The 26,004-nt window shown below is 74.6% G+C and carries 16 protein-coding genes; 5 read left to right on the top strand and 11 right to left on the bottom strand.

Going from position 1 to position 26,004, the window contains the following annotated elements; all coding sequences use genetic code 11:
* Window positions 1-10: 10 nt before the first annotated feature.
* Window positions 11-1,249 carry a type VII secretion-associated serine protease mycosin gene (gene mycP, locus ABZ406_RS08735; protein WP_357757515.1) on the top strand — a complete coding sequence of 413 codons (1,239 nt, stop codon included), beginning with the start codon at window positions 11-13 and terminating at the stop codon, window positions 1,247-1,249.
* A 30-nt stretch (window positions 1,250-1,279) separates the two neighbouring features.
* Here mycP and eccCa read toward each other — a convergent pair whose 3' ends face one another.
* The gene (gene eccCa / locus ABZ406_RS08730) at window positions 1,280-5,221 is read right to left on the bottom strand and encodes a type VII secretion protein EccCa (RefSeq protein WP_357757511.1); all 3,942 of its coding nucleotides are present in this window, start codon (window positions 5,219-5,221) and stop codon (window positions 1,280-1,282) included.
* Between the two features lie 154 nt (window positions 5,222-5,375).
* On the opposite strand from eccCa, the gene eccD reads away from it, so the two are divergent.
* On the top strand, window positions 5,376-6,770 hold the full coding sequence (gene eccD / locus ABZ406_RS08725; protein WP_357757508.1) for a type VII secretion integral membrane protein EccD: 1,395 nt from the start codon (window positions 5,376-5,378) through the stop codon (window positions 6,768-6,770).
* A gap of 1 nt (window position 6,771) precedes the next feature.
* Window positions 6,772-8,178 carry a type VII secretion protein EccB gene (eccB, locus tag ABZ406_RS08720; RefSeq protein ID WP_357757505.1) on the top strand — a complete coding sequence of 469 codons (1,407 nt, stop codon included), beginning with the start codon at window positions 6,772-6,774 and terminating at the stop codon, window positions 8,176-8,178.
* Here the strand turns inward: eccB and ABZ406_RS08715 are convergent.
* From ABZ406_RS08715 to ABZ406_RS08685, 7 genes are all read right to left on the bottom strand, one after another.
* A complete protein-coding gene (locus ABZ406_RS08715; protein ID WP_357757503.1) occupies window positions 8,153-9,454 on the bottom strand; it encodes a hypothetical protein in 1,302 nt (433 codons plus the stop codon). The genes eccB and ABZ406_RS08715 overlap by 26 nt on opposite strands.
* 162 nt (window positions 9,455-9,616) lie before the next feature.
* Window positions 9,617-10,405 carry a zf-HC2 domain-containing protein gene (locus ABZ406_RS08710; protein WP_357757500.1) on the bottom strand — a complete coding sequence of 263 codons (789 nt, stop codon included), beginning with the start codon at window positions 10,403-10,405 and terminating at the stop codon, window positions 9,617-9,619.
* Between the two features lie 101 nt (window positions 10,406-10,506).
* Window positions 10,507-12,054 carry a S8 family serine peptidase gene (locus ABZ406_RS08705; RefSeq protein ID WP_357757497.1) on the bottom strand — a complete coding sequence of 516 codons (1,548 nt, stop codon included), beginning with the start codon at window positions 12,052-12,054 and terminating at the stop codon, window positions 10,507-10,509.
* Between the two features lie 4 nt (window positions 12,055-12,058).
* Window positions 12,059-12,616: a sigma-70 family RNA polymerase sigma factor gene (locus ABZ406_RS08700; RefSeq protein WP_357757494.1), complete on the bottom strand. Its 558-nt coding sequence runs from the start codon at window positions 12,614-12,616 to the stop codon at window positions 12,059-12,061.
* A 123-nt stretch (window positions 12,617-12,739) separates the two neighbouring features.
* Complete coding sequence (locus tag ABZ406_RS08695) at window positions 12,740-13,609, bottom strand: hypothetical protein (RefSeq protein WP_357757491.1); 870 nt, start codon at window positions 13,607-13,609, stop codon at window positions 12,740-12,742.
* Window positions 13,602-13,895: a hypothetical protein gene (locus ABZ406_RS08690; protein ID WP_357757489.1), complete on the bottom strand. Its 294-nt coding sequence runs from the start codon at window positions 13,893-13,895 to the stop codon at window positions 13,602-13,604. The genes ABZ406_RS08695 and ABZ406_RS08690 overlap by 8 nt, the downstream gene beginning before the upstream one ends.
* A complete protein-coding gene (locus ABZ406_RS08685) occupies window positions 13,892-14,179 on the bottom strand; it encodes a hypothetical protein (RefSeq protein WP_357757486.1) in 288 nt (95 codons plus the stop codon). Before ABZ406_RS08685 ends, ABZ406_RS08690 begins: the two co-directional genes overlap by 4 nt.
* Before the next feature lie 26 nt (window positions 14,180-14,205).
* Here ABZ406_RS08685 and ABZ406_RS08680 point away from each other — a divergent pair, with 26 nt between their 5' ends.
* Window positions 14,206-16,290, top strand: a complete 2,085-nt coding sequence (locus ABZ406_RS08680; RefSeq protein ID WP_357757483.1) for a hypothetical protein — start codon at window positions 14,206-14,208, stop codon at window positions 16,288-16,290.
* Window positions 16,290-18,695 carry a hypothetical protein gene (locus ABZ406_RS08675; protein WP_357757480.1) on the top strand — a complete coding sequence of 802 codons (2,406 nt, stop codon included), beginning with the start codon at window positions 16,290-16,292 and terminating at the stop codon, window positions 18,693-18,695. The genes ABZ406_RS08680 and ABZ406_RS08675 overlap by 1 nt, the downstream gene beginning before the upstream one ends.
* Here ABZ406_RS08675 and ABZ406_RS08670 read toward each other — a convergent pair.
* Genes ABZ406_RS08670 through ABZ406_RS08660 form a run of 3 tightly spaced genes read right to left on the bottom strand, consistent with a single transcriptional unit; the run spans window position 18,673 to window position 26,001 of the window.
* Window positions 18,673-20,952, bottom strand: coding sequence for a hypothetical protein (locus tag ABZ406_RS08670; protein ID WP_357757477.1), 2,280 nt, complete (start codon window positions 20,950-20,952; stop codon window positions 18,673-18,675). The genes ABZ406_RS08675 and ABZ406_RS08670 overlap by 23 nt on opposite strands.
* Window positions 20,949-23,345, bottom strand: coding sequence for a right-handed parallel beta-helix repeat-containing protein (locus ABZ406_RS08665; RefSeq protein WP_357757475.1), 2,397 nt, complete (start codon window positions 23,343-23,345; stop codon window positions 20,949-20,951). The genes ABZ406_RS08670 and ABZ406_RS08665 overlap by 4 nt, the downstream gene beginning before the upstream one ends.
* A 28-nt stretch (window positions 23,346-23,373) precedes the next feature.
* Window positions 23,374-26,001 (bottom strand): LuxR family transcriptional regulator, encoded by a 2,628-nt coding sequence (locus ABZ406_RS08660; protein ID WP_357757472.1) that lies wholly within the window; start codon window positions 25,999-26,001, stop codon window positions 23,374-23,376.
* Window positions 26,002-26,004 lie beyond the last annotated feature (3 nt).

The raw sequence follows: 26,004 nt of genomic DNA, 5'->3' as shown, positions 1-26,004 counted from the left end.
GTGACATCGGATGCGCTCTCGACGACTGGTCTGCGCCACGACGGCCGGGCTCGCGGCCGCTGTCCTCGGCGTCGGTCCGGCCTGGGCGGCGCCGGTCCTCCCGCCCCTGCGTAGCGGTCAGTGTCTGCCGGCGCCGGCCCGGTCGATCCCGGACATCCCGTGGGCGCAGCGGCACCTGACGCCGGAGCGGGCGTGGACGCTGACCGAGGGCACCGGTGTCGTCGTCGCCGTCCTCGACTCCGGGGTGGACGCCCGCAGCCCGCAACTCTCCCGCAGGGTGCTTCCGGGCGTCGACCTGACCCGCACCGGCGGGGGCCGGGCCGACTCCGACTGTCTGGGGCACGGAACGTTCGTCGCGGGCATCATCGCGGCCGCGCCCACGACGGGCAGCGGCTTCGCCGGTGTCGCGCCGAAGGTGCGGATCCTGCCGATCCGTATCACCGACCGGCCGGAGGGGGCACCGGAGGCCATTGCGACGGGTATTCGTACCGCGGTCGACCGGGGTGCCGGGGTCATCAACGTCTCGGCCGGCACCACGGTGCGGAGCCCGGCGATGGAGGCGGCGGTCCGCTACGCCGAGCAGCGCAACGTCGTGGTGGTCGCGGCGGCGGGCAACCGCGCCGAGGGGGCCGGCGTCCGCACGTACCCGGCAGCGTTTCCCGGCGTCCTCGCCGTCGGGGCGATGGACACCAGTGGGCGGCGCTCGGACGCGGCGGCGCAGAGCGCGCCGGTCTCCCTCGTCGCGCCGGGTGCGGACGTGGTCAGCATCGGTCCGCGCGGTCCCGGTCACTGGCAGGGCAGCGGCACCAGCTACGCCACACCGTTCGTCGCCGGGACCGCCGCGCTGGTCCGGGCCTACCGGCCGGCGCTGAGCGCGGCGCAGGTACGGCACCGACTTCAGGCGACCGCCGACCTGCCCGCCGCGGACCTGCCGGACACGGTGTTCGGCTGGGGTGTGGTCAACCCGATGGCCGCGGTGGCGACCGTACTGCCCGAGGAGGGCAGGGCGGGCACGGTGACGGGTGCGGCGAGGCGCGCGGCGGCACCGGACCCGACGACATCTGCCCGGGTGGGTCCGTTCCTGGCCGCCGGGGTGGCACTCGTGCTGTTGGCCGCGGCGGGTGGCGCGGTCCTGGCCGTCCTCGGTCCCGCCGGTCACCGGCGTCGCTGGCGGCCGGCGCGGGCGGTGCGCCCGTACGAGCCGGAGCAGGCCGTCCCGACACCGGAGCCCGCCCCGCCGGTGCGCTGACCGCGACCGGCGGGGCGTTCCTCCGCCGGTTCACTCGATGACGGGCGCCTGCACCAGACGGACGGTGCGGCGGCGGTCCACGTACTGGGCCCGGCCCGCCGGCAGCACGCGGGGCCGCACGCCGCCCAGGAAGGAGCCCTCCTCGCGCGGGCAGGAGAAGAGCATCGCCGGGCTGCCCAGCTCCCAGCTGCGCCTGACGACCTGGTCCATCATGGCGCGGGAGGCGCCGGCGGTCCGGCGTGCCACGATCAGGTGCAGTCCGATGTCAGCGCCGTGCGGGAGCAACGGCAGGAGGTGCTGAAGGGGTTTCTCGGCCTCCGCCAGCTCGTAGTCGTCGATCAGGACGAAGATCCGGCCCCCGGTCCACCAGTCCCGCGAGGGCAGCCGGCTCGGGATGATGTCCGGGCCAGGTACCCGGTCCTTGAGCACCCCGGCCGCCTCCTGAAGGGCCGAGGCGAGCGAGCCGGCGCTCACCGAGTAGCCGATCTGGTGCTCCTGCGGCACCGAGTCGTACAGCTCGCGGCCGAAGTCGCCGAAGATGATTCGCGCCTCGTCGGCGGGGTGGTGCGCGGCGATCGAGCGGGCCAGGTGACGCAGCAGGGTGGTCTTGCCGGTCTCGGCGTCACCGAAGATCAACAAGTGTGGGGTGGTGTCGAAGTCGTGCCACAGCGGTTCCAGCTTGACGTCGTCCAGGCCGAGGGCAAGTTGGACGTCGGCGCTCGGCCGGGCGGCGGTCGGCGCGGGCAGCGCGGTGGCGGGCAGCCGGCTCGGCAGGAGCCGGACCTCGGGTGCGCGCGGCATCGTCCCGGCGGCGACCGCGTCGACCAGGTCGGCGACCGCGTCGGCCAGGTCCTCGGTGTCGCTGTCGCCGTCGACCCTGGGCAGCGCGCCGAGGAAGTGCAGTCGCTCCGGCACGATGCCCCGTCCGGGAATGGACGGCACGGTGGCCGCGAACTTGCTGTTGATCTCGGAATCGACCGGGTCACCGAGCCGCAGCTCGAACCGGGTGCCGAGGACGTCCCGCAGCCAGGGCCGCATCTCCGCCCACCGGCGCGCCGCGACGACGAGGTGCACGCCGAAGCCCAGGCCGCGGGCGGCGATGTCGGTGAGCCGTGGTTCCAACTCGTCAAAATCCTGCCGTACGGAGAACCACCCGTCCACGACGAGGAACACGTCGCCGTACGGGTCCTGGTCCCGTAGCCCACCGGCGGCGCGGATCCGGCGGTAGCTCGCCATCGAGTCGATGTTGTGCCTGCTGAACAGGTTCTCCCGGGCGGCCAGCACGTTCGACAGCTCGAGCACGGTCCGGGTGACCCGGTCCCGGTCCAGGCGGTTCGCCACCGAGCCGACGTGCGGCAGCCCGGCGAGCGAGGCGAGGCTGCCACCGCCGAAGTCGAGGCAGTAGAACTGCACGTCGTCCGGGCCGTGGGTGAGGGCGAGGGCGCAGATCAGGGTCCGCAGCAGGGTGCTCTTGCCGCTCTGCGGACCGCCCACCACCCCGACGTTGCCGCGCGCACCGGACAGGTCGGCGACGAGCAGCTCGCGGCGTTGCTGGGCGGGCAGGTCGAGCAGCCCGACCGGAACGGTGAGCGGTTGGTAGCCACCGATCGGGCACAGGCCCCGGGCCGGGTCCTCGGTGAGTGGTGGCAGCAGCCGGTCCAGGGTGGCTGGTTCCCGCAGGGGTGGCAGCCACACCTGGTGCGCGGCGGGGCCGAGGCCCTGCAACCGTTGGAGCAGCACCTCGGCGAGCATCGGTGGCTTCTCCCCGTCCGTGTCGTCGGGCAGGTCCGGTGGTGCCGCGACCGGCTCGACGTGCCCGGTACCGAAGGCGACCAGGCCGGTCTGTGCGCTGCCCCGGCGGGTCCGCCCGGACCGCCGGTACGGTCCGGAGGAGTAAGCGGCCTTGAAGCGGGTCAGTGTCTGGATGTCCGAGCGCAGGAAGCCGTTGCCCGGTACGTTCGGCAGCTCGTAGGCGTCGGCGACGCCGAGCACGCTGCGACTCTCCATCGCGGAGAAGGTGCGCAACCCGATCCGGTACGACAGGTGCGACTCGATCTGGTGGATGCGTCCCTCGTCGAGTCGTTGGCTGGCCAGCAGCAGGTGCACGCCGAGGGAGCGACCGAGCCGGCCGATCATCGCGAAGACCTCGATGAACTGCGGCTTACTGGTCAGCATCTCGCTGAACTCGTCGACGACGATGAGCAGCGCCGGCATCGGCTCCAGCGGGGCGCCCTCGGCCCGGGCGCGTTCGTAGTCGCGTCGGGAGGCGTGGTTGCCGGTCGCCCGCAGGTGTTCCTGGCGGCGGACCAGCTCACCGGTCAGCGAGTCGCGCATCCGGTCGACCAGCTCCAGCTCGTCGGCCAGGTTGGTGATCACCGCCGCGGTGTGGGGCAGCCGGTCGAAGCCGAGGAACGCGGCGCCGCCCTTGAAGTCGACGAGGACGAGGTTGAGCTCGGCCGACGTGTGCCGGGTGGCGAGGGCGAGCACGAGAGTCCGCAGCAGCTCGCTCTTGCCGGAGCCGGTGGCGCCGATGAGGACGCCGTGCGGTCCCATGCCGTTCTCCGCGGCCTCCTTCAGGTCGAGCTCGATCGGGGCACCGGTGGTGGAGATGCCGATCGGTACACGCAGCCGCTGCGCGGCCGGACGGTTGGCCCGGTAGGCGTCCGGGTCGAACTCGCGCAGGTCGGCGATACCGAGCAGACCGGCCAGGTCGTAGTCGGTGGCCAGCGGCTCCTCGCTGTCGACGACCTGGCCGATGCGGTACCGGGAGATGGTGCGGGCCAGGGCGTCCACCATGGGAAGCCCGAGAGCGTCCGGGCGGCACAGCCGTTCCCGGGACGGCTTGCCGAGGTGGTCGAAGGTCACCAGGTGCAGGTCGTCCGACGTCACCTCGGCGACCAGGGTCTGCGGCCGGGACTGCAGGTCGAACGCGCCACCGGCGTCCAGGACGACGGTGTTGCGGTAGCCCTCCGCGCCGAGCCGGTGCTCGGCGTGCAGCGTGGGCCCGTCGAGCACGACGAGTGTGAACGGCTCGGATGCGGTGATCGGGGTGTCCGGCTCGAACGCCGGACGGTCGGCCACGCCGAGCGTCGCGAGCAGCGCGTCGAGCCCGGCCAGGTCCGCGGCGACGAGTCGGCGGGCGCCGGCCCCGTCGGGCTCGTCGTCGTCCTGCGCGTGCGGCAGCCACTTCAGCCAGTCCCAGTCCCGCTCCCGACCCGGTGCGGCCAGGCACACGACGACCAGGTCACCGGGGGCGTGCGCGACGGCGAGCTGGGCGAGCACGGCGCGGGCGAGACCGTGGGTGGCGGCCGGGTCGCCGGTGAGTTGGATGCGGGCGAATCCGCGCAGGTAGATCGCGACCGGTGCCTCGCGCAAGGTGGAGTAGGCGCGGATGAAGCGGCGCAGCGCGTGCGCGGCCATCGGCTCCAACTCCTCGACCGGCTTGCTCTGTGGCGCGACGAGCGTGGTCGTCGACCTACGCACGCCGACGCCGACCCGGACCTCCCCGAAGTCCTCGTGGGCGGTCCGGCGTTCCCACAGTCGACGACTCAGCGCGTGGGACCACAGCGCCCGCGGATCGGGGTGCTGCCATCGTGCCGCCCGGTACTGGTCGACGAGCGTGGTGCGGGCCCGACGACGGATCTGGGTGAGATACCTGTGGTAGTCGCGCCGGTCACCGTGCATGCGTTCCTTGTGCTCACTGGCCGCCCGGAAGAACGGCACGACGACACCGGCGACCACCGACACCGCCATCAGACCCATGCCGATGTACGCGAGCACACCCGCGTCGCGCCTGACGAAGACGAGCATCATGGCCATCGACCCGAGGCCCATCGGGATGTAGAGCCAGATCTGCCCCATCCCGCCCGCGGCCGGCTCCGGCACCGGCGGTGGCGGCTGAAGTTCGATCTCACCCGGAGGCGCCACCGGGCCCGCTGTGCGTGGACGGCGGACGAAAGGCGTGGTGCCCACCCGCATGCTCCCGTCGTTCGTGGAGGTTTCCCCCCGACCTGACGCCGACCCCGCGGCGGCGGGACCGGTGCGACGCCGCCGCCACTAGCGTGGCGGCCCTGATCTGGCGAGATCTGTTCGGCGTCCCGGCGGCAGGAGGGAATCGAATCCAACGATGGATGAGCTGATCCAGCATCGCACGGCAGCGCCGGTAAGGCTACGGTTTGTCCTGAAGGATGCGGTTGTCGACATGGCGGTGCCGGTCGAGACACCGCTCATCGACGCCCTGCCCGTCGTCCTGTCCACACTCGACCCACAGGCCGGGGACCACGGCACCGGCCACGACGGCTGGGTCCTGCAACGAATCGGCGAGGCACCGCTCGACGAGGAACGCACACCCGCCGATCTCGACCTGCTCGACGGTGACACAGTGCACCTACGGCCACGCGCCGACGCGTTCCCTCCGATCGGCTACGACGACCTCATCCACGGGCTCGCCGAGCAGGTCGAACGGCACCACGGCGCCTGGACCCCGGCCCGGTTGAGGGCGTTGCTGCTGACGTTCGGCGGGCTGGCCGTACTGACCGGGTTGCCGGTGCTCGCGCTGGACGGGCCGCCGGCGTACCGGGCGCTGGCCGCCGCGACCGCCGCCCTGCTGCTCATCGGCGCGGCGGGCCTGGCGAGCCGGGCCGCGGCCGACCCGGTGGCGGGCACGCTGCTGGCCGGGTGCGCCGTCGCGTACGCCGCGGTGACCGGGTGGACGGCGACCCAGTGGGCCGCACCCGGCACCACCTGGACGGTTACCGTCTCGGCGGTCCACCTCTGCGCACTCGCCGCGGTCTGTGCCGGCTTCGCCGCGGTAGCGGACGGCGCGCTGCTGTTCACCGGCGCGATCACCGCCCTGCTGCTGGCCGGCACCCCGGCCGTCGTCGCCGCGGCCAGCGGTTTCGACACCCAGCGCACCGCCGGGACCACACTGGTCCTCACCCTTGTCGTGATGATGGTGCTGCCGCTGCTGGCGTTCCGCCTCGGCGGGCTGCTGCTGCCGATGATGCCGCGCCGGCCGGAGCAGCTCTCCGACGACATCGAGCCCGTCCCGTACCGCCTGGTGGTGGAACGCGGCAACGCCGCCGTCGGCCACCAGTCCGCGCTGCTGATCGGGGTCGGGGTGGCGCAACTGCCGCTGGCCGCCCTCCTGGTCCTGCCCGGCGGCACCTGGCCGCGGGTTCTGGGCCTGGTGACGGCCGCACTGCTCCTGCTGCGCGCCCGCCACCTGACCAGCGCCCTTCAACGCTGGACGGTGCTGGTCCCGGCGACCGGGCTCGTCGTCCTGGTACTCCTGGGCTGGATCGGCGAGCAACCGTTCTACCTGCGGGTCGTGGCGCTGCCGCTGCTCGCCACGATCGGCCTGGCGTTCCTCGCCGGCAGCACGGTCCTGCCCGGGCGGCGGCTACGGCCGTACTGGGCACGGGCCGCCGACATTCTCGAGCTGGTCGTCGCCCTCGCGGTCCTGCCGGTTCTCGGCGCCGTGCTCGGCGTCTACGCGGCGATCCGGGCCTGGGCCGGCTGACGTGCGCTCACGCAGGGATCAGGTCCAGGCCTACCTGTTCGAGGCCGGACGACTGATCGGCGCGCTGATGAAGGGCCGCCCGGAGGGCGACGACCCGCCACACCGACGGTTCACCATCGGGACGGCAGTGGGCCTGCTGCTCACCGTGCTCATCGGGGCCGGCTTCGGCATCTACGGGCTGCTGCGACCCGGGGGCAGCGACAAGTGGCGAAAGCCCGGCTCGATCATCGTCGTCAAGGAGACCGGGGCGAGGTATCTGTTGCTCGGCGGCGAACTGCGGCCGGTGCTCAACTACACGTCGGCGGCGCTGATCCTGCAGGGCACCGCCCCGGTGCAGTCGGTCTCCCGCAACTCACTGACCGGGGTGCCGATCGGGGCGCCGGTGGGCATCCCGGACGCGCCGGACGCGGTACCGACCGGGAAACAGCTCTACCGTGGCGCGTGGACGGTGTGCATGCGACAACCGGTGGACCGCACCAGGGCGCACCGCACCACACTGGTACTCGACGACGTGACGGGCCGCGACCCCGGTGCGCTGCTCGTGGCCACCCCCGACAACGGGCTGCACCTGGTGTGGCAGGGCCGCCGATACCGCCTCGCCGGTGACCGGGGCCGGGTCGCGTTGGGCTACGGCGGTCTCCCTCCGATACGGGTCACCGAGGCGTGGCTCAACCCGATCGACTCCGGGCGCGATCTGGTCGTACCGGTGATCGCCGGGCGCGGCCAGGTCGGGCCGCTGGTCGCCGGCACCCCGTCGGTGGTCGGGCAGGTCTTCGAGGTGGCGAATCCGGCGCTCGGCACGCGCGAGTTGTACCTGGCCCGGACGGACGGGTTCGCGCCGGTCAGCCGTACCGTGGGCGCGCTGTTGCTTGCCGACCCCGCCACCCGGCGCTCCTACCCCGGTTCGGCCCCCCGCCCGATTCCGGTGGACGCCGACGCGATGCAGGCCGCGCCGGTCGTCGGCGTTGCCGAATACGTCACCGGTTTCCCCGCCGAGCCTCCGCCGCTGGTCAACGACCTGGGTGGGGCGGTGCCGTGCGTGCGGCACAGCGTCGCCTCGGGCACCGTCCGGTCCGAACTGCTCGCGGTGGCCGACGCCGCGCTGGACCGGGCGGTGACGGTGCCCGCCGCCCCGGGGTCGGCCGGTCTGGCCGACGAGGTGGTGCTGCGCACCGGCAGCGGAATGCTGCTCCGCGATCTGCCCGCGCCCGGCGCGGTGCCCACCGGCGTCTACCTCGTATCCGAGTTCGGGGTCAAGTTCCCGCTGCCCGACGACCAGACGACCGACTCGCTCGGCTATTCCGGAGTGTCCCCCACTGACGTGCCCCGGGAGTTCCTCGCCCTGCTGCCCAGCGGGCCGGCGCTCGACCGGGACGCCGCGCTCACCGCGCGGAGCTGGGGCCGCTGATGCGCTCCCGGTCCGCGCCCGCCGGCACCGGATCGTTCGAGGCGCGGACCAGGACCTCCACCTCGTCCGGCACGAACGTGGTCCGCGCCCGCTGCTGCGGGGTGAGCCGGGCGACGAGCGCGGACAGTGCCGTCCGGACCTCGGGCGGGGCAGGCTGCCCCGGCAGGCCGACCAGGATGGTGAGGCGGGTGCCGTCGGTGTGGCGGCGGCGCAGGTCGTCCCGGTCGTGGCCGACGTGTTGCGGTCGGACCCACAGGCCCCAGGCAGTGGGCTCCACGACCCAGCCGGGGGCCAGCCGGTAGGCATCGCCCTCGCTGGTCAACCCGGCGACGACCGTCGGCGGTGTCACCGGCACCGGAGGCCGACCCGGCGCACACCTCAGCACCGACACCGGCGGAATCCACCAACCCTCACCGTCCGGGTCGACAGCGGCGGACACGAGTCGGTGCTCGCCGTCCAGTGTGGGTAGACCGGTCGCCACCTCCACCGGGCTCCCCCACATTCCGGCGAGGTCACTGGCGAGATCGACGACCATTGACAGAGGCACGCCGTACGGAGTCAGCAGCACCGACGGGTCGAGCGCGTCCAGGACGGCGCGCACCGCCCCGACGCCGGGCGGCCCGAGGCCGGGGCGGCCGACCACCACCACGGCGCGCCCGCTGTCCGCCGGGATGGCGTACACCGGGTCGTCGTACGAGACCGGGGTCCGGTCGACGGTCTGGCGGTGCACCCACAGCCCCGCCGGAACCGAACGCGCCCGCAGCGCGCCGGCGGTGTGCCGGGCGACCGTGTCGATCTCCGCTTCCCAGCCGGGCCGAGGGTGACGCAGGCCGGACGGCACCGGCGGTTCGAACCCGTTGAACCGCCGCCAGCCCGCGTCGGCGTACAGGCTGCCGCCGGGCACGATCAGCACCGGCCCGTCCGGGGCGTACACATCGGCCTGTACCTGCCGGGACAGGGCGGCGGCCGGGGACGCGTCCCGGTCCGGTCCGGCCCCCGGCCCGAGTGCGGTGCCGGCGCCGGAGATGCCCAGTCGAACCGCCGTGCCGGGCTGCACCAGCACCGGCAGGGCCTCGGTGATCGCCGCCCAGTCCTCCGGACCGGCGACCTCACCGACGACGGTGACCACGCCGGGCTCGGTGGGCACCAGAGCGGCCCCGACGGCGACGACACCGGCCGGGTCGGGGCCCACCACGGCGAGACCGTCGGCCAGCCAGCGCAGGGATCCGGGGGACGGTCGGCGCGGCCCGTCGTGGAGGGCTGCGGGAGCTGACATCAGAGGCGGGCTGCCGGGGGGAGGATCCAATGGGACTTTTCGGCCGTCATGAAGACGACGACCTCGGACCGGCGTGGCGTACGCCGCCAGGGGTGGGCATCAGGCGATCGTAGGCGTTCGATGCGCCCCGCGCCCAACTCGCAACCGAGAGTTGTCGAATGTTTAACCGGGCGGGGCTGGTGTGGTGCCGTTGCGGCGTACCGTCGCGGCGACGACGAGCGCGCCGTCGGAGGCCGTGACGCTGAAGCGCTCCAACCGGTCCATCGGCACCGGGCACGCGCCGGTGAGGTCCTGGGTCTGCCCGGTTCCGGTCAACCCCGCGATGTCGTGGCTGTTGCCGGCCACGTCGGTCACGTAGAAGCGGTAGCTTCGGCCCGGTTCCAGGCCGGACACGGTGGCCCGCACGGCGGCGTCGCCGCCGTCCGGCGACACCGTCACCGACAGGACGGCCCCGCTGGCGCTGCCTCCGGAGTCGGCGACGAGCGCGACCGGTGGCGGCGCGTCGACCAGGAGGGACCTGCCGAGCACACCTCCGACGGCGAGCAGGACGACGAGCACCAGGCCGCCCGCGGCCAGCAGCGGCTTTCGGCGACGGACCCTGCCGGAACGCGACAGCGGTCGGGTCGTGCCGGGTGGCCGGGGCGCCGGGCGTCGGTCCGCGCGGCCGTCGCGCGACGGTGGCGCGGACGCCGCCGCCGGGCGCGCGCCCTCGTGCCGCGCCGTCACGGCGATCGGCACACCGAAGGAGGCCACCAACTCACGCCGGTCCTTCTCCCCCAGGATGGCCAGCGCGAGCGCCGCGTCGCCGAGGATCCGGCTCTCCTCCAGACAGTCGGCGCAGTGGGCGAGGTGTTCCTCCACCTCCCACTGCTCACTGCCCGAGATCCGGCCGGCGACGTAGAGCGCGATCTTGCCGCGCACCTCCGGCTCGTCACATCCGATATCGCCCACTGGGCATCAAATCCTCATGTCCCTGGTCGCCCCCCGTCCGCACGTCCCCCTGCCACCTGGAGAACGAGTGCGACCGGGTGCCGGTTCAGCGGTGCGGGGGTTCATCGTCCGCCGCCGTTCGGTGCCGACGTCTCCGGTTCGGGAGCACTGGCGGGTTCGGCGGCGACACTCTGCTCGTCGGGACCGTCGTCGCGACGCCGGGTGGAGCGGCGCAGCCGGACGACAAGCACCGCACCGGCCACCACTGCCACCACCATGGTGAACAGGATGGCGATCTGCGCCACGGTGCTGGCGCCGGCGACGCCACCGCTGGTGCCGGCCGACTCCGGTGGCACCGACTCGGTCTCGTCCGGCAGGTCGCGGACGACAGCGGCCTCCGGGTCGATCATCCCGTGACCGTAGGGGCTGCCGGTCGGCGCTCCGCCCATCCCGTCCGCTGTCAGGACGATGCGGCGGGCCACCTGGACCGCCGACAGTCGCGGGTGCGCGGCCCGCACCAGCGCCGCCTCGCCGGCGGCGAGCGCCACCGCGTACCGCGTGCCGCTGCCGACGAACCCCGTGGTGCCGGTGATGCCGAGGCTGGAGACGTTGACACCGGGCGCGACGACGTCCACGGTGTCCGTGGCGTACTCCTCGGCCGCCTTGCCGTCGGCGCTCACCCCGCCGACCAGCAGCAGGTACTCCGGCAGCAGCTCCGCCGCCCCCGCGTTCTCCGCGCCGGCCGGCGCACCAGCGATCACCACGATGTCCCGGGACAGCGCCTGCTCGATCGCCCGCCGTACGCCCTCGTCGGTGACGGCAACGTGGTCACCGAGGGCGATCACTGTGGCGCCTGCGGAGGCGGCCACCTCGATGGCGGTGGCCTGGTCGGCCGGGCCCACCGGCTTGCCGTCGGTGACGATGCGGATCGGCAGCACCACCGCGTCGGGTGCGATCCCGGCGAAGCCACCGCCCGACGGGGCGTTCGCGGCGATCAGCCCGGCCATCGCGGTGCCGGTGCCGAGGCAGTCGCTGTCGCCGCGCCGGCCACCGGACACCAGGTCCGCGCCCTGCGCGACCCGGCCGGTCAACTGCGGAAGCCGGCCGTCGACCCCGGAGTCCACCACTGCCACCAGTTGCCCGGCGCCCCTGGTGCGCGGCCACACCCGGTCCGCGGCCAGCCGGGTGGTGGCCCAGGTGGACCGGTCGCTGGCGACGGTGGCAGCCACACACTTGCCGCCCGGCCGCGACGTCGGCAGCGGGTCGGGAACGGCCTGCGGGTTTCCGGGCCCGGTGGAGGGGGCCGGGGCGGACGGGTCAGGTGGCCGGGTCGGCAGAACGCCGTACTGCACACCCGGCCCGACAGCGTCCCAGGGCAGCACGACGTACCACCCCGGAGTCAACCGGTCCGGGTCGGTCAGCGCCTTGCCGTCGGGCTGCCGGCGGCCGCTGTTGAGGTTGAACAGTTCGTCCGCCCGCCCGGTGTCGCCCAGGTAGCGCCCGGCGAGGTCGGTCAGGGTCTGCCCCTTGCCCGAGCCGCTCGTCGTGACAGTGGCGTACAGCACGTACTCGTCGACCGCGGCCGTGGCCGGGGTGGTCGACGTCAGCACCGCGAGCAGCGCGACCACCATCGCGGTCACCACTGACCGGCGTGTCGATCGGAGCGCCACCGCCCTAGAGCGTGAATTCACGTTTCACCAGTTCCTCGTGCAGCGCCCGCAACGCGTAGAACGTCCGGGACTTCACAGTGCCCTCTGGGACGGACAGGTTGCGGGCCGCCTCGGCGACCGAACTCTCCCGGAAGTAGATCTCGATCAGAGCACCGCGCAGCCGCTCGGGCAGCGACGCGACCGCCTCCCGGACGGTCCGCGCGTTCAGCAGCCGGTCGACGTCGTCCTCGGCCACCTCCTGGTCCGCGATGCGCTCGTCGAGCACCTCGGTCGTACGCCCCTGAGCCGACCGGATGTGGTCGATGGCGATGCGCCGCGCGACTGTCAACAACCAGCCCCGGCTCCACTGACCGTCGGCAGTGCGCGCCTCCGGATGGTTCCAGGCGCGGACCAGCGTCTCCTGGAGGATGTCCTCGGCCAGCGCACGGTTGCCCAGCAGCATCCGCGACAGGTAATTGAGCACGACGGGACCATGGGTCCGGTACGCGACCCCGAGCGCCTCGTCGTTCGCCGGAGGCCGAGCCAACTCGCCGGACGCCGCCTGCGCGGTGACCTGATCCACGGAAACCATAACGACGCCGCCGAATGCCGGGTTCACGGATGGCGACACCTTACTGAAGGGCCCGAACTCCACTGAGGACCGGGACCTGGGTAAACCGCCCTCATCCGAGGCATGTGTTCCACGTCACAGTGGCGTCGGTGCGCCGCGAACGACTGTCGCCATCGCCACCACCGCGCCTCCGGCGTCGGACACGCTCAGGTAGGCGAGATCGTCGACCGGCAGGTCCGCCGCCCCGGACCAGTGGACCGGCCCGGGGCCGCCGGTGATCTCGCCGAGCAGGCGCAGTTCGTCGTCCACGGTGGCGGCGTACACCTGGTAGGGGGTGTCCCGGACCAGGCCGCCGACCGTCAGCTCCACGCCCAGGCTGTTCGTGCCGCCGCGCACCACCGCGCGCAGGTCGACCCCGGCCGCGTCCTGCGACGCGGCGGTCGCCACGATCGGGCCCGGCGGATTCGCCAGGGACGCGCGGTAGAGCACTGTGGTGCCGGCGGACACCGCCGCGAGAAGAAGGACCGACGAGACCGCGACCGCCGGTGACCAGCGGCGGGGGCGTCGGTGTGAGTGCGGGCCGATGGAGAGCCGGCCGGTGGTCGGTCGGGGCGGGAGGGTGGTCAGCGAGGCCGGGCGCGGCAGCCGGGGCGGCGGCACCGGCCGGGGAGCAACGGCCGCCGGGACGGACGCGAGGGCGAGCGGGTACGACGGCGCTCGCGCCCCCACCGTGGCGCCCGGCACGCCGAACTGGTGTGCCGGTGGGCGGAGCAGCAGCGGCGCGGCGGCGGCGGTCGAGGGCGCAGCCGGCCGGGCGGGCGGCGCGGACCGCAGGACGTCGAGCAGGTCGACGACCCGGGCGATGTCGTCGCGCTCGGACCGGCAGGCCGGGCAGGCGACCAGGTGGCTCGCCACCTCGGTGCGTTCGGCGTCGCTGACCCGGCCGATGGTGAGCAGGCTCACATTCGCCCGCATCATGGCGTCCTCGCAGCGCATCTCACTCACCGGCTGGCCCCGGCGTCACGTCGGCGTCCCAGCGGGCCCCGTGACCGACCGGCCAGTTGAGTTCCAGCGCGCCGCCGATGAGGGTGAGGATGCCGGTCCGGCCGAGCAGTCCGTCCACCGCTATGGCGCACTCGTGCGACGGGCGCAGCGCGGCCTGTTCGGCGGTCGGAGCGGCGGTGGTCACCGGTTCCACCATCCGCCGCAGCGTGGCCAACCGGTCGGCGAGACCGGCAGTCAGCTCACCGATGGCGGAGACCGGATCTGCTTCGTACGGTGTGTCGGTCATCGTTTCTCTCCCGCTGCCGACTCCAGATCACGGCCCGACGGCGCGGCTGTCGTCAGGAGGTCGGTGACGATGTCGTTCAACGCGTCGTCGAGCATCCGGGCGTAGATGTCGAACCCGACGAGCAGCGCCTGCAACCGTAGGGGGGTCATCCGCAGTCGCTCGGGGTCGAGCCGTCCAAGCTGGACTCGTAGTCGTTCGACCTGCTCGCCGATCTCGACGACGGCGGCACGGCATCGGTCGGCACCATTGCTCTCGCCGGACGAATACGGTGTAATTCCGCTCATAATGCCTCCACACTCAGGAGCTCACCATGGAAACGGACGGCAGGGCTCGGCTGTTCACGATCCGGGCCACAGATCGTGGGAACACGATCGCGGTCCTGACCGGGGTGGTGTTCGCGGTGCTCCTGATGGTGGGTTCGATCCTCTCCACCCCCGCGGCCTACGCGGCACCCGCGCCCACCAGCGCCACCACCAAGTTCTACGTGGTCGGCGCGCCGGTCGACAGCCAGCGTGAGTTCCTCTTCGCCATCGCCGCCCAGACCCTCGGCGACGGCAAGCGGTACCGCGAGATCTTCGACCTCAACCGGGGACGGCCGCAGCCCGACGGACGCGTCATGAGCGACCCGACGGTCGTCGAACCCGGCTGGATCCTGCTGCTCCCGGACGACGCCCGGGGCCCGGGTGTGCGTACCGGGCCGTTGCCGTCCGTCGCGCCACCCAGCGACCCGCCGTCCACCGTGACAACGGGGGCGACAGCCGAGGCCCGGCCGGAGGCCGATGAGGGTGGGCTGTCCCCGAGCCTGCTCGCCACACTGGCCGCGCTGCTGCTGGCCGCGCTGGCGGTGCCACTCCTGTTACGCCGGGGCCGGCGCGTCCCGGCGACAGCCGGTCCCGGCCCCGAAACGGCGGGTGGCCGGCGCACAACGGGGACGGCCGCCGCCACTGTCACCCCGCCCGCCACGGCGGTCACCACCAGGCTGCCACTTCTCCCTCAGCCGTCCACGCCGGAGACGACTCCCGGGCCACCGGTCACCACCCGCCCCTCCGCCGCGCCCGCGCCCTCCCGGCCGCCGGCTCTGGCAGGACCGGACGCCCCACCGCCCACCCTGCCCCGACTCACCTCGGTGGGCCCGCCCGACGCGCCGCCGGACACCCCGCACCCACCGGCCGCCACCGAGCCCGTCGACACCCCCGCCACACCGTCCACCACCGAGCAACCCGCCGGCGCGCCGCCCACAGCGGTTCCGCCCACCGTGCCCGTCGTGTCCGGGCCCCGCCGGCAGCCGCCGACCCCGGCGCCGACCGCTCGTCAGCCGGCGACTCCGGCAACGCCACCACCTGTGGACCCGCAGCCCACCGTCCCCCACCCGGCGGTGCCGCAGACCGAGCAGCGCCCAGCCGCCGAGCGGGAGCCATCCGCGCCGCGACCCGCGCAACCGCAACCCGGCGTACGGCCCCGGCCGGCCCCGACGCAGCCCACGCCACCGCCGACCTCCGCGACGCCGCTCGCCTCCCCGCAACCCGTCAGCCCACCACCGGTCGCCGCGCCCCGACCCGTGACACCGCTGACGCCCACCACGGCGCCGACACGGGTGTCCGCGCCCCTCGCGGCTGCCCTCCCCGCGCCCCGGCCGGCGGCGGAAGACCTACCCGCCTCCACCGCCCGACTGATCCCTGTCGAGTCGCCGGAGACGCCCGCCGAACCCCCGCCGAACGGTGATCGGGCCTCGGTCGAACCGACAGCGGAGACACCCGCGCCGGCCGTCACCGGGCTGCGACGTGCCATCGCGCTGCCGACCGGTGACCTGCAACGGGTCGCCGGCATCGGCTCGCTGGCGGCGACGGCGCCGGGCTGGTTCCCTCCCCTGGTCACCGAACTGGACACCGACGCGGCCCCGATGACCGTGCGGCTGATCGGCGCCCGGCCGGCGCGCTGGGGTTCGGCCTACGGCTGGCTCGAAGAGGATTGGCGTCCGCCACCGTCGACGGTTCCGGTGGTGCTCGGCGAGCACCACGGCCGCCGGCTGTGGGTGGATCTGGCCGCCGCTCCCGACGTGCTCACCCTCGGCGGCGACGAGCACGCGTGTCAACGGTTGGGCGTACGGCTGCTCGCCCAACTCGCCCCGACAGTGGACGTCGTCGTGGTCGCCGACGCCCTGGGTGGGGAGCCGCTACCCCAGCGGTGCCACCGCCTGAGTTCCGTCGACGAGTTGGCGGGGCTGGACGCGCGGGCGCTACGGGTGGTCTTCTGCCCGGGGGCGTCGGCGGGAAGACTGTGGCGGGAGCGGCGGTCGTTGGCCACCTCCGCACACCGCACCATCCCCGTGGTGGTCGGTGAGGCCCCGCAGGCGCGGTGGTCCGTACACGCGATGGCAGAAGGGTCGGCGAGCTGATGCGACAATCCCGCACCCTGGAGACCGCGTCGGACGCGCCGACTCGCGACAGTGACGACCGGCCCTCCCCGGTGCCCGGTCTCGCGGACCTGGCCCTGGTCCGCTCCGACGAGGGCGGGCTGGCCCTGCCGGACGATCCGGGCGCGGCGCTGACCGTCGACGCCCTGGCCGATCTCGCCCGGACCGCGGGCGCCGGTGAACAGGACCTGCGGGTGCTGATGGACGACGGCGCCCGGCAGGCGGCACTGTTCGGCCGGCTGGCCGAGGCGCTGGGGTGCGACGTGCTGGTGACCCCGGCGGGGGCGACGGTACAGCCGACGCCGGCGGCCGGGGGGCGCACCGAGGCGATGCCGGTGAACCGGGCGAGCGGCGAGGTGGTCGACTGGGTGCTGGTCCAGCCGGCATCGCTGCGTACCGAACTGCCGGGCTGGTACGACCTGGCGGGCGGCCTGGTCCTGCACCGCGGCGGGTTGGTCACCCTGCCCCTGCCCAACGGGTTGGAGTTCGCCGACCGCGAGGGTTACGTGGTGCGGCGGGCGGCGGCGGCCCGGCTGGGCACCGCTCACCCTGATCTGGTCACCGTGGCGCTCGCCACGCGTGGCGGCGGCTTCGTGTTGTCCACCCATCGGGGGCGCGCCGGTGTGCACGGCGCCGACGAGGTCGCCGCGGCGCTGTCCTCGATCCCGCTCCACGGCGGTGACCTACGGCTGTGGCTGCGGTGGCCGCTGGACACGGCCGAGCAGCGGCTGCTCGACGACCAGGTGCGCGCGCTCGCGGCGGCGACCGGTGCGACGGTGTGGACACCGCCGGTCGGCGCGGAAGCCGTGCTGCTGCGAGGGTGCCGGGACCTGGCCGCGCGGGATCGATCGGGGCAGGCGGTGCCGTGGCGATCGGTCCGCCCCCCGAACGCGTCGGGTGCGGCGGTCTTCGACACCGACCTGGACGGGCGGCTCACTCCCTCCGACGGCGTGACGATCGCCTCCGCCGGCGAGGTCGCGCTGATGAGCGTGTCGCAACGGCGTGAGGTCGCGTTGCGCAACAGGTACCGGGAGTTGAGCGCCGAGCCGGGTCTCACCCTCATCGACCTGACGATCATGGAGGACGGGCGGCTGGGTCTGCGCCACGGCGACGACAGCGTCCTGGCGGCGGGCACCGCGCAGCTTCGCCGGCTGCTGCAGATGTCCGGCTGGCACGGCGGTGACCTGATGCTGCTCACCCCGGTGCCACCGGAGCGGGCCGACGGCCTGCACGAGCACCTGCGGGTGCTGGAGGACGAGTTGGGTGTCGAGGTGTGGACCCTCGCACCCGGCGCGGTGGTGTCCGTACAGGATGGTCTGCCGCGAGCCGTCGACGAGCAGCGACTCCCGGCACGCTGGCAGCGGGCGGCCGACGTGGGTGCGGTCCCGGAGGGTGGCCGCTGGCGCAACGAGGACGGTTGGCTGGTTCCGCTGCGGCAGCCGACCAGCGGGCCCGGGCCCGACGCCGTGGTCGTCGCGGAGCCGGCGGCGATGGCCCCGGAGGCCGCCGGCCCGCTGCCGCCGCCCAGCACACGCCCGCCGCTGACGGTGTCCGCGCGCGGCAGCCGGCCGCACGCGGTCCGGTGGTTGACCGAGCGGCCGGAGGTCAACGCCGTGCCGGTACGGCTGTGGCTCTCGTCGCCGTGGCCGGCGCAGCGGGTCGCTGTCGAGGGGGTGCCGTCGGCGAATCTTCACCTGGTCGCCCATCTGACCGGCGGTCCACTGGCCCGGACCGGACCGCAGCGACACCTGCTGCACCTTCGGGTCGAGGCGGGTGGCGCGGTGGACCTGAGCCGCGTGGGCGACGACCTGCCCGCGGACCTGCGCCACCAGGCCACCGAGGGCACCTTCCTGCTGCCCGCGGGTTGGCTGGACCTGGCCCGCCTTCAGCAGGGCTGGCGGGTGGACGAGGCCGGGCAACCGCGAGACCCCGTCGACCTGCCCGGCAACCCGTTGACGTTGCGCTGCCGGGGTGCCCGGCACGGCACCGACGGCCTGCCGAACGAGGTCGTCTTCGCGCCGCGCGGCGCGCGCATGTGGGCGGTGGTCCCGGACCGGCCGGACACCACGGGCACTGTCGCCGACCTGTTGGTGCTGCTGGCCCGGCGTCCCGCCGTCCGCGACGGCCACCGGCTGGTCCGGCTCCAGGTCGCGGCGAACCGCGCGGTCGACGTGGTGGCCAGCGCGGCGGCGCTGGCCGGGCTGACGTCGGTACGGTCGCGGCTGCCCGAGCTGGTCGCGGACGGAGTGACGATGCTGCTGCCCGGCCGTTACTTCGATCGGACGATGGTGGACCGGGTGTTGCACGCCGAGAACGGTCGTTGGCGGCCCCGGGCCAAGGGCATCGAGCTGTCGCTGTCCAGCCTCATCGCGCCGGACCGGCGGTGAGGGTGGCGGTTCCGGCTTCGAACGTCCCGGCCAGCACCGCGGTGGCCAGCTCGACCCGGGAACGGTAACCGGTCCGGGCGAACAGGCGGCTCAGGCGGCCCTCGACGCTCTTCTCGCTGTTCTGCGTCGCGGCGGCCAGTTCCCGGTTGGACAGCCCGTCAGCGACGAGGACGGCGAGCAGCATGTCGCTCTCGGCGACGGTCTCGGCGCGGCCGGCGACCGGGGCGCCGCGTTCGCGGGCGAGCTGCCGGACCCGGGACCGGTGCAGCAGAGCCCCGAGGCCGCCGAGGATCCGGTACGCCTCGGCGAGCGCCGCGGGGTCGTGCCCCGACCAGCGCACCGCGCGTTCCAGTGTGCGTGCCAGCTCGTACGGCTCGTTCAGCGCCCGCGCCCGCGCCACCGCCTCGGCCGCCGCGTCGGCGTCCCGGTCGACGACCATCCGGACGACGACCGCCGGGTACGCAGACAGCGACGCCTCCCGTGCGGCCCGCGCGGCGCCCGGGTCACAGTGCTCCGCGGCCATCTCGGCGGCGAGCACCCACAGCTCGGCGGTGGCGGACCTGTCGAGCGCGGCGTGCACCGTACGGGCCGCCGCTGGTGGGTCACCGAGGGCCCGGTGCAGGTCGGCGAGGGCCGGCGCCAGCAGGTGCGACGGGTGGCCGGCGGCGGCGTCCAGCACGGCACGGGCGCGGTTCGGTCGACCCTGACCGAGCAGCACCAGGGCTGCGACGCAGGCGACCGGCGGGCCGGTTCCGGCCGGTCCGGCCTGGCCGGCGGCCTCGGCGAGGATGGCCCCGTCGAGGGCGGCCGTCCACCGCCCGGCCCGGAAGTCGAGGCGGCAGCGGTCGGGCAGAGGCAGCCGTCCCGATCCGAGGTCCCCGTGCCGATCGTCTGACGCGGTGGGCCGCGTCCGATCCCGGCCCGTTGCGCTGTCGCGCCCCTCGGCGTCCGGCTCCGGTGTGGTGCCGGCGAGCAGGGCTGCGGCGTCGGCGCGCTGCGCCGGGGTGACGTCGTCGGCGTGCCCGACCAGTACCGGCTCGAGTATCCGGGCCACCTCGTCGCGGAGCCCTCGTCGCAGCGCGGCAGTCGCCTGGCTCAGGGCGGCCTGCACCTGGTCGCGGGCCGAGCCGCTGAGGTCGGCGGCGGCGGCCCACCAGCGCGCCGCGTCGGCCGGTGACCGGCCCGCGCCGGCCGTCGCGGCCTCCCGCAGCCGCGCTGTCGCCATCTGCGGGTCGACGGAACTGCCGGCCTCGGCGAGACGGTCGGGCAGGTAGTGCGGGTCGGACACGGCGGACGGGTCGGTGCGGAGCGCCTCGACCGCGGCCCGGCCGACGCGGCGTCGCTCGTACGGGCCGCGGGCAGCGACGAGACCGAGCGCCAGGGCCGGTGTGGTCACACTCCAGCAGCTCGACCGGCAGCGCAGCACCCCTTCGGTGCGTGCCGCGGCGAGATGCCGGCGTACCTCCTCGACGCTCAGGTCGAGGGCCCGCGCGATGAGCTCGGGCGCGGCCGGACCGAACGGTTGCAGCACGGCGAGGGCGCGGGCGACCGCACGCGCCGGCCGGTCGAGCCGGTGCACCGGCCGCAGGAGCTGATGTCCGGGTGGGATGACCGGAACCGCGCCCGGGTCGCGCAGCCCGGCGCGACCGTCGGCACGGACGAGGTGCCCGGCGGCACGGTAGCCGCAGATGACAGCGTCGATCGCTGCGGGCACCCCGACGCCGTACCGGCGTACCGCAGCGGCCAGGTCCTCGTGCGGTCTGGCGCGCAGCAGCCGGGCGACGAGCGCGTCGGTGTCCCCGGGGTGCCGCGGACGCAGCGGGACGACCCGGGCCCGGACGCCGGCGTGCGGGCGCGGGACGGGAGCGCCGCCACCGGTACGGACGGCGGCCAGGCACCGCAGGTGCGGGCCCACCGGGTCGGCCAGGGCGTCCCCGATCACCCGCACCGACTCGGTGTCGGCCCACTGGGCGTCGTCGAGGACGAGCAGCATTCCCGGCCGGCGGCGCAGCAGGCCGGTGAGAGTGGCAGCCGGCGGCTCGACGGCCCGACCGGACGGGCTGAGCGCAGCCAGGAGGCGCCCCGCCAGGTACCACGGCTCGCCGTGGTCCTCCGGCGCCAACCGCAGCGCCAGCACCGGTGCGCCCTGCCGGGCGGCCGCGTCCGCGGTGACCCGCAGCGCGTGGCTGCGGCCGATGCCGGCCGGGCCGGTGACCACTGTGAGCCCTGGCCCGCCCAGCAGGTCGACTGCCGTCATGCGTCGGCGCTGAAGTCGGCGGCGGTGAGCAGGCGCATGTCCGCGTCGGTGAGTCGGTCGGAGGTGGCGAGCCGGGACGCCTGCCGGTCGGCCATTCGTTCGAAGACCTTCCGGGCGGTACGGCCGTTGCCGAACGTGCCAGTCCTGGGGATGGCCTCGAAATGGTCCAACAGCAACGCGGTCGCCTCCTCGTCGAGGTGGTAGTCGTGGCGGCGGCACTGCTCCTCGACGATCGTCACCAGCTCGGCAGCGCTGTAGCTGAGAAACTCGATGGTCCGGCTGAACCGCGATTCGAGGCCGGGGTTGGTGTCCAGGAAACGCTGCATCTCGGCGGAGTAGCCGGCGGCGATGACCACGATGTCCTCGCGGTGGTCCTCCATGAGCTTGACCAGGGTGTCGATCGCCTCTCTGCCGAAGTCGGGGCCGGTGCCGCCCCGGCCGGTGCTCAGGGTGTACGCCTCGTCGATGAACAGCACGCCACCGAGCGCCCGGTTGAACGCCTCGGTGGTCTTGATCGCGGTGCCGCCGATGATCTGGGCAACCAGGTCGGCGCGGGCCACTTCGACGAGGTGTCCGGACCGCAGCACCCGCAGGTCGGCGAGGATCGCGCCGTAGAGTCGGGCGACGGTGGTCTTGCCGGTGCCGGGCGGCCCGGCGAAGACGAGATGCCGGGCCATCGGCGGGGCGCTGAGTCCGGCCTCCCGGCGGCGCTGCGACATCTTGTTGAGGTTGATCAGCGAGGACACCTCGTGCTTGACGCTGGACAGGCCGACCAGGTCGTGCAGCTCGGTGAGCGGGTCACCGGCACGGCGGATCTCGACTCGGTCCGGTGGCGGGGAGTCGGCGTGGGCGGTGCCGGCGGCGGTCGTGCCGTACGCGTCCGGGGCACCGTTGCGGGCACTGTTCAGCCCGTCCACCGTCAGTTCGCCCGGCACCAGCTGGCGCACCCCGGACCCGCGGTTGTCGCGTACCGCGCAACCGGTCAGGCGCACCGGCTCGGTGGTCGCGATGGTGACGCCGTTGCCGGCGTTGCCGGCGAACTCCGAATCGGCGAGGACGCCGGTGCCACCGGCGGCCACCACGCACCCGTCGGCCCGGCTGTCGCGTACCCGGCAGTTGGTGAGCGACAGCTCCGACCCGGCGGCGGCCTCGATTCCGGCGCCGCCGGACCCGGCGACGTCGGCGTCGGCGCAGGTCAGTACGGCGTCCGCGACGTGGAGGCCGACGGCTGCCGCCCCGCGCAGGCTGAGCCCGGTGACCGTCGTGCGGGCGGCGGCGTCGACGGTGAGCCCGTGGCCGCCGGGGTGGTCCACAGTGGTGTTCTCGAGTGTGCAGCGGGCACCTCCGGTGACCACGATCGCGGTGCCGGCACAGCCGGACACCTGGAGGCGGCGGAAGAACGGGTCGGCGCCGCCCTCGACCCGCACCGCGACGTCGGCGCCGCCGTCGACCTCGAGCTCGCTGAATTCGGGTGTGGAGCGTTCGTCCACGCTGACCGCCGCCGCGCCCGCCCCGACGACGGCGCAGCGCTCGACGACACCAGCGGCCTGGCCGACGAAGCGCAGCCCGTGCCGACCGGGTGAGCGCACCGCCACCCGGGTCAGCCGGGGTGCGCACCTACTGCTCACGAACACGCCGTCGTGCCCGATGCCGCTGATCGTGCTGTCCTCGATGGACACCGCTGCACTGGTGGCCAGGTACGCCCCGATGCCGTCGCCTCCGGTGACCGTCATCCGGCGGATCACCGCCGCGGCCTGTTGTTCCACCGCCAGGGCCGGCTTGGCCGCGCCGATGATCGCGCAGTCCTCCAGGTCGATGGAGGCGCGCCCGTTGAGGCACACGCCGTTGCCTCCGACGTCCTGCACGGTGCTGGCCCGCATGCGCAGGACGCCGCTCTCGCCCACCACCACCCCGGACGTGCCGAGCTGGACGAGGCGGCAGTCGTCGAGGACGCTGCCGGTCGCGGCGGTGACCACCACCCCGGCGCCGGCCTGGTTGGTGACCCGGCTGCCCCGCATGGTGAGGGCGGCACGGCCGAGGACGAAGACTGTCGCCCAGGCGCCGGCGGTCAGCTCGCACTCGCTCACCGCGAGCTGACCGGCCTCGAAGGCCACTGCCGGGCTGTCCGCGTCGAGCGCCTCGATGGTCAGCGCGCTGAGGGCCGCGGATTCGGCGGTCAGCACGACCGCCGGACCACTCGCCGCGGAGATCTTGACGGTGCCCGGGCCCTCCTCGGCGATCACCGTGACGACCTTGTCGAGCACCAGGTTCTCCGGGTAGTGGCCCGGCGTCACCATGATGAGCGCGCCGTGCTCGGCCCGCTGCAACGCCTCGCGGATGCTGCGGCAGGACCCTGCGGCGGTCCGGGAGACGAGGATCCTCTTGCTCTTCACGCCTTGTGGTACCTCTCTCGTCAGCCGGTCAGGACGCCGCACCGAGAACGTCCGTCCCCACTGTCGCCGCGGCCAACTCCACGCGGGAGCGCAGGCCGGTGCGGGCGAACAGCCGGGTCAGGTGGTTCTCGATGGTCTTCTCGCTGAGCCGTAGTCGGGCGGCGATCTGCCGGTTGGTGCCTCCGCCGCGCAGCAGCTCGATGATCTGCAACTCGACGGCGCTGAAAGCGGGTCGGGCCCCACGTGCCTGCGGCGGCGCCATCCCCCGCCGGCGCAGGGCCACCGCGGCCGCCGACCGGGCCGCGGGCGCGCCGATCGACCGGGCCAGCGCGTACGCCTCCAGCAGCCACGTCCCGGTGTCGTCGACGTCGCGGCCGAGCGCCAGCGTGGCGTGCCACAGGTCGAGGCGGTGACCGCGTACCCGCACGAGGCCGACGCTCTGCGCGGCGGCTGCCGGGTCCCCGTCGGTCAGTGCCTGGAGGAGGCACGTGGCCTCGGTGGTGAGCGGTGGGCTGCCGGTGCGGCGCAGGGCCCGCAGCCGGTCGCCCGCCGCGCTGACACCGAACCGGGCGCCGAGGTCGGCGATCCGGACGAGAAGCTGCTCGACCCCGATCGGGCTGCCGGACGCCCGCTGGGCCTCGTAGGCGCTCCAGCCGGCGGCGATCCGCCCGGCCGCGTCCGCCGCGTCGCGTGGCGCGTCGCCGGGGCCGTTCGTGACAGACCACAGCAGGGCGGCGTACGGCGGCTCGTCCGGCACCGACCGTACCCACTCGGTGGCGGCCTCGGTCTGCCCGCGCAGCGCCAGCGCCTCGGCCGCCCAGAGCCGGGCCAGCCGTGGCACGACGTGGTCCGGCGCTCCGGTCAGGTTCGCCTCCCGGGCGGCGGACAGCACACCGGCGAGGTCGCCGCGACAGCGGTGCTGGTGCAGCCGGTGGTACGCCGCGGCCGCCCCGTCGACAGGCGTGCCGTAGCGGGCGTCGCCAAGCACCAGGCGCAGCACCTCGACCACGTCGCCGAGGCCCCCGGCGCGCAGCAGCGGGTCGGCGACCGGGCCGCCGGTGAGTGCCCGCCGGATGGTGGCGACCTCGTGCGCCGCGAGCAGCGAGGTGTTCACCTCGGCGCTCGGCGCGGGAGCGCGGGCCGGCCAGGCGTCGCCGAACGCCACCATCGCGTCCGGGCCGCCGAGGACTGTGTGCACCCGCCGCGACATCCGGTCGCCGGAGTGCAGGGCGGCGAGCAGCGCGGCGGCGGCCAGGTCGGCGTGGTCCGCCACCGTGACGCCACGGACGGCGATCCGGTCCACCTCGGCGGCGAGCCGGGCGAACTGACCGGTACGGACCAGCAGCCGCAGCAACCGCGCCTGGATGTCGCCGGCCGCGTCCCCTCCGCCGCTGTGCCGCAGCGCCGCGCTCAGCCAGTCTGTCGCGCGGTCCGGTTCCCGCTCGGCCGCCCGCACGGCGGTGGACAACAGGGTGACAGCGGTACGCCGGTCCGGTGGCACCGCGGCACCGGCCGAGGTGACGTGGTCGGCGAGCCGGAGCCGGTCGCCGGCCTCGCCCGCGCCGGTTCGGCGCAACAGGGCGGCGGCGCAGGCACGGTGCAGGCGGGCCACCGCCTGCGGCCCGGCGTCGCGGACGAGACGGGCGGCGAGCGCGGGGCTCTGCGGCCCGATGCCGCCGAGCCGGTCGGCGACCAGCACCCCGGCACACACCAACTCGTCCAGGATCGCGCCGTACCCGTCCGGGTCGCCGAGCGTCGCGGACGCGAACAGCGGCAGGTCGGCCAGGCCGAACCGGGCCACCGACGCCATCGTGGCCAGGCGGACGGCGTCGGCGCCGTACCCGTGCAGCCGGGCGGTCAGCGGGTGGCCCGGCGGTAACGGGATCGACTCGTGCGGGTCGCGCAGGCACAGGTGCCCGCCCGCCACCGTGAGTCGGTCGTCCTGACGCAGCGCCTCGACAGTCGCCACCACTGTGGCCGGGTGCCCGGCCAACGGACCGAGCGCCTCCCCCAGCGCGGTGACGAGCGCGTCGTCGACCGGGGTGCCGTGTCGGCGGTCGAGCAGCTCCCGTACCGCCGGGGCGGGGAGCGGCGGCAGCTCGACGACCACCTCGGCCACCGCGTCGAGGCGGGCGGCGGCCGGCGCGTCCGGTTCGGTGACGGCGACGACCAGGACACCGGGCCGGGTGGCGGCGTCGAGCGCGAGCACGCGTCCCGGCGTACCGCCGGCGTCGTCGGCGATCAGGACGGCGCGGCCGTGGCGGCCGATCTGGTGGAACAGGGTCGCGGCCTCCCGGGCCAGCGCGGCGGTTCGGCCCGGCGAATGGTCGGTGGGCGACGCGCACAGTGCGCCGAGGGCGGCCACCGGCGCGGCCAGGGTGGGCTCTCCCAGCAGCTCGTAGTGCCGTCGGACGGTGTGCAGCAGCGCCTCGAACCCGCCCTCGGGGGTCTCTTCCGGGTCGGCCGGCGGCAGCGAGAGCACCACCACACCCTCGTCCCGCCAGGCGTCGGCGGCGGCCCGCAACAGTGCCGTCCGCCCGCTGCCGGCGACGCCCCGGAGCAGCGCGAAGCGCCCGGCGGCAGTGGTGTCGCGCCCGGCGGTGGACAGGGCGTCGAGTTCCGCCCGCCGGCCCACCACCGGACGTCGTCTCTGCATGTT

The sequence above is a fragment of the Micromonospora sp. NPDC005710 genome (genome assembly GCF_040630995.1).
Classification (GTDB): Bacteria; Actinomycetota; Actinomycetes; order Mycobacteriales; family Micromonosporaceae; genus Micromonospora.
Note: the sequence above shows the minus strand (reverse complement) of the source record. Positions and strands in the feature narration are given on the sequence as shown.

Coding starts and splice junctions, on each gene's coding strand:
- ABZ406_RS08670 (WP_357757477.1), bottom strand. CDS start 20,952: ATGACGGCAGTCGACCTGCTGGGCGGGCCAGGGCTCACAGTGGTCACC.
- ABZ406_RS08675 (WP_357757480.1), top strand. CDS start 16,290: ATGCGACAATCCCGCACCCTGGAGACCGCGTCGGACGCGCCGACTCGC.
- ABZ406_RS08690 (WP_357757489.1), bottom strand. CDS start 13,895: ATGACCGACACACCGTACGAAGCAGATCCGGTCTCCGCCATCGGTGAG.
- ABZ406_RS08715 (WP_357757503.1), bottom strand. CDS start 9,454: ATGTCAGCTCCCGCAGCCCTCCACGACGGGCCGCGCCGACCGTCCCCC.
- ABZ406_RS08680 (WP_357757483.1), top strand. CDS start 14,206: ATGGAAACGGACGGCAGGGCTCGGCTGTTCACGATCCGGGCCACAGAT.
- ABZ406_RS08685 (WP_357757486.1), bottom strand. CDS start 14,179: ATGAGCGGAATTACACCGTATTCGTCCGGCGAGAGCAATGGTGCCGAC.
- eccD (WP_357757508.1), top strand. CDS start 5,376: ATGGATGAGCTGATCCAGCATCGCACGGCAGCGCCGGTAAGGCTACGG.
- ABZ406_RS08660 (WP_357757472.1), bottom strand. CDS start 26,001: ATGCAGAGACGACGTCCGGTGGTGGGCCGGCGGGCGGAACTCGACGCC.
- mycP (WP_357757515.1), top strand. CDS start 11: ATGCGCTCTCGACGACTGGTCTGCGCCACGACGGCCGGGCTCGCGGCC.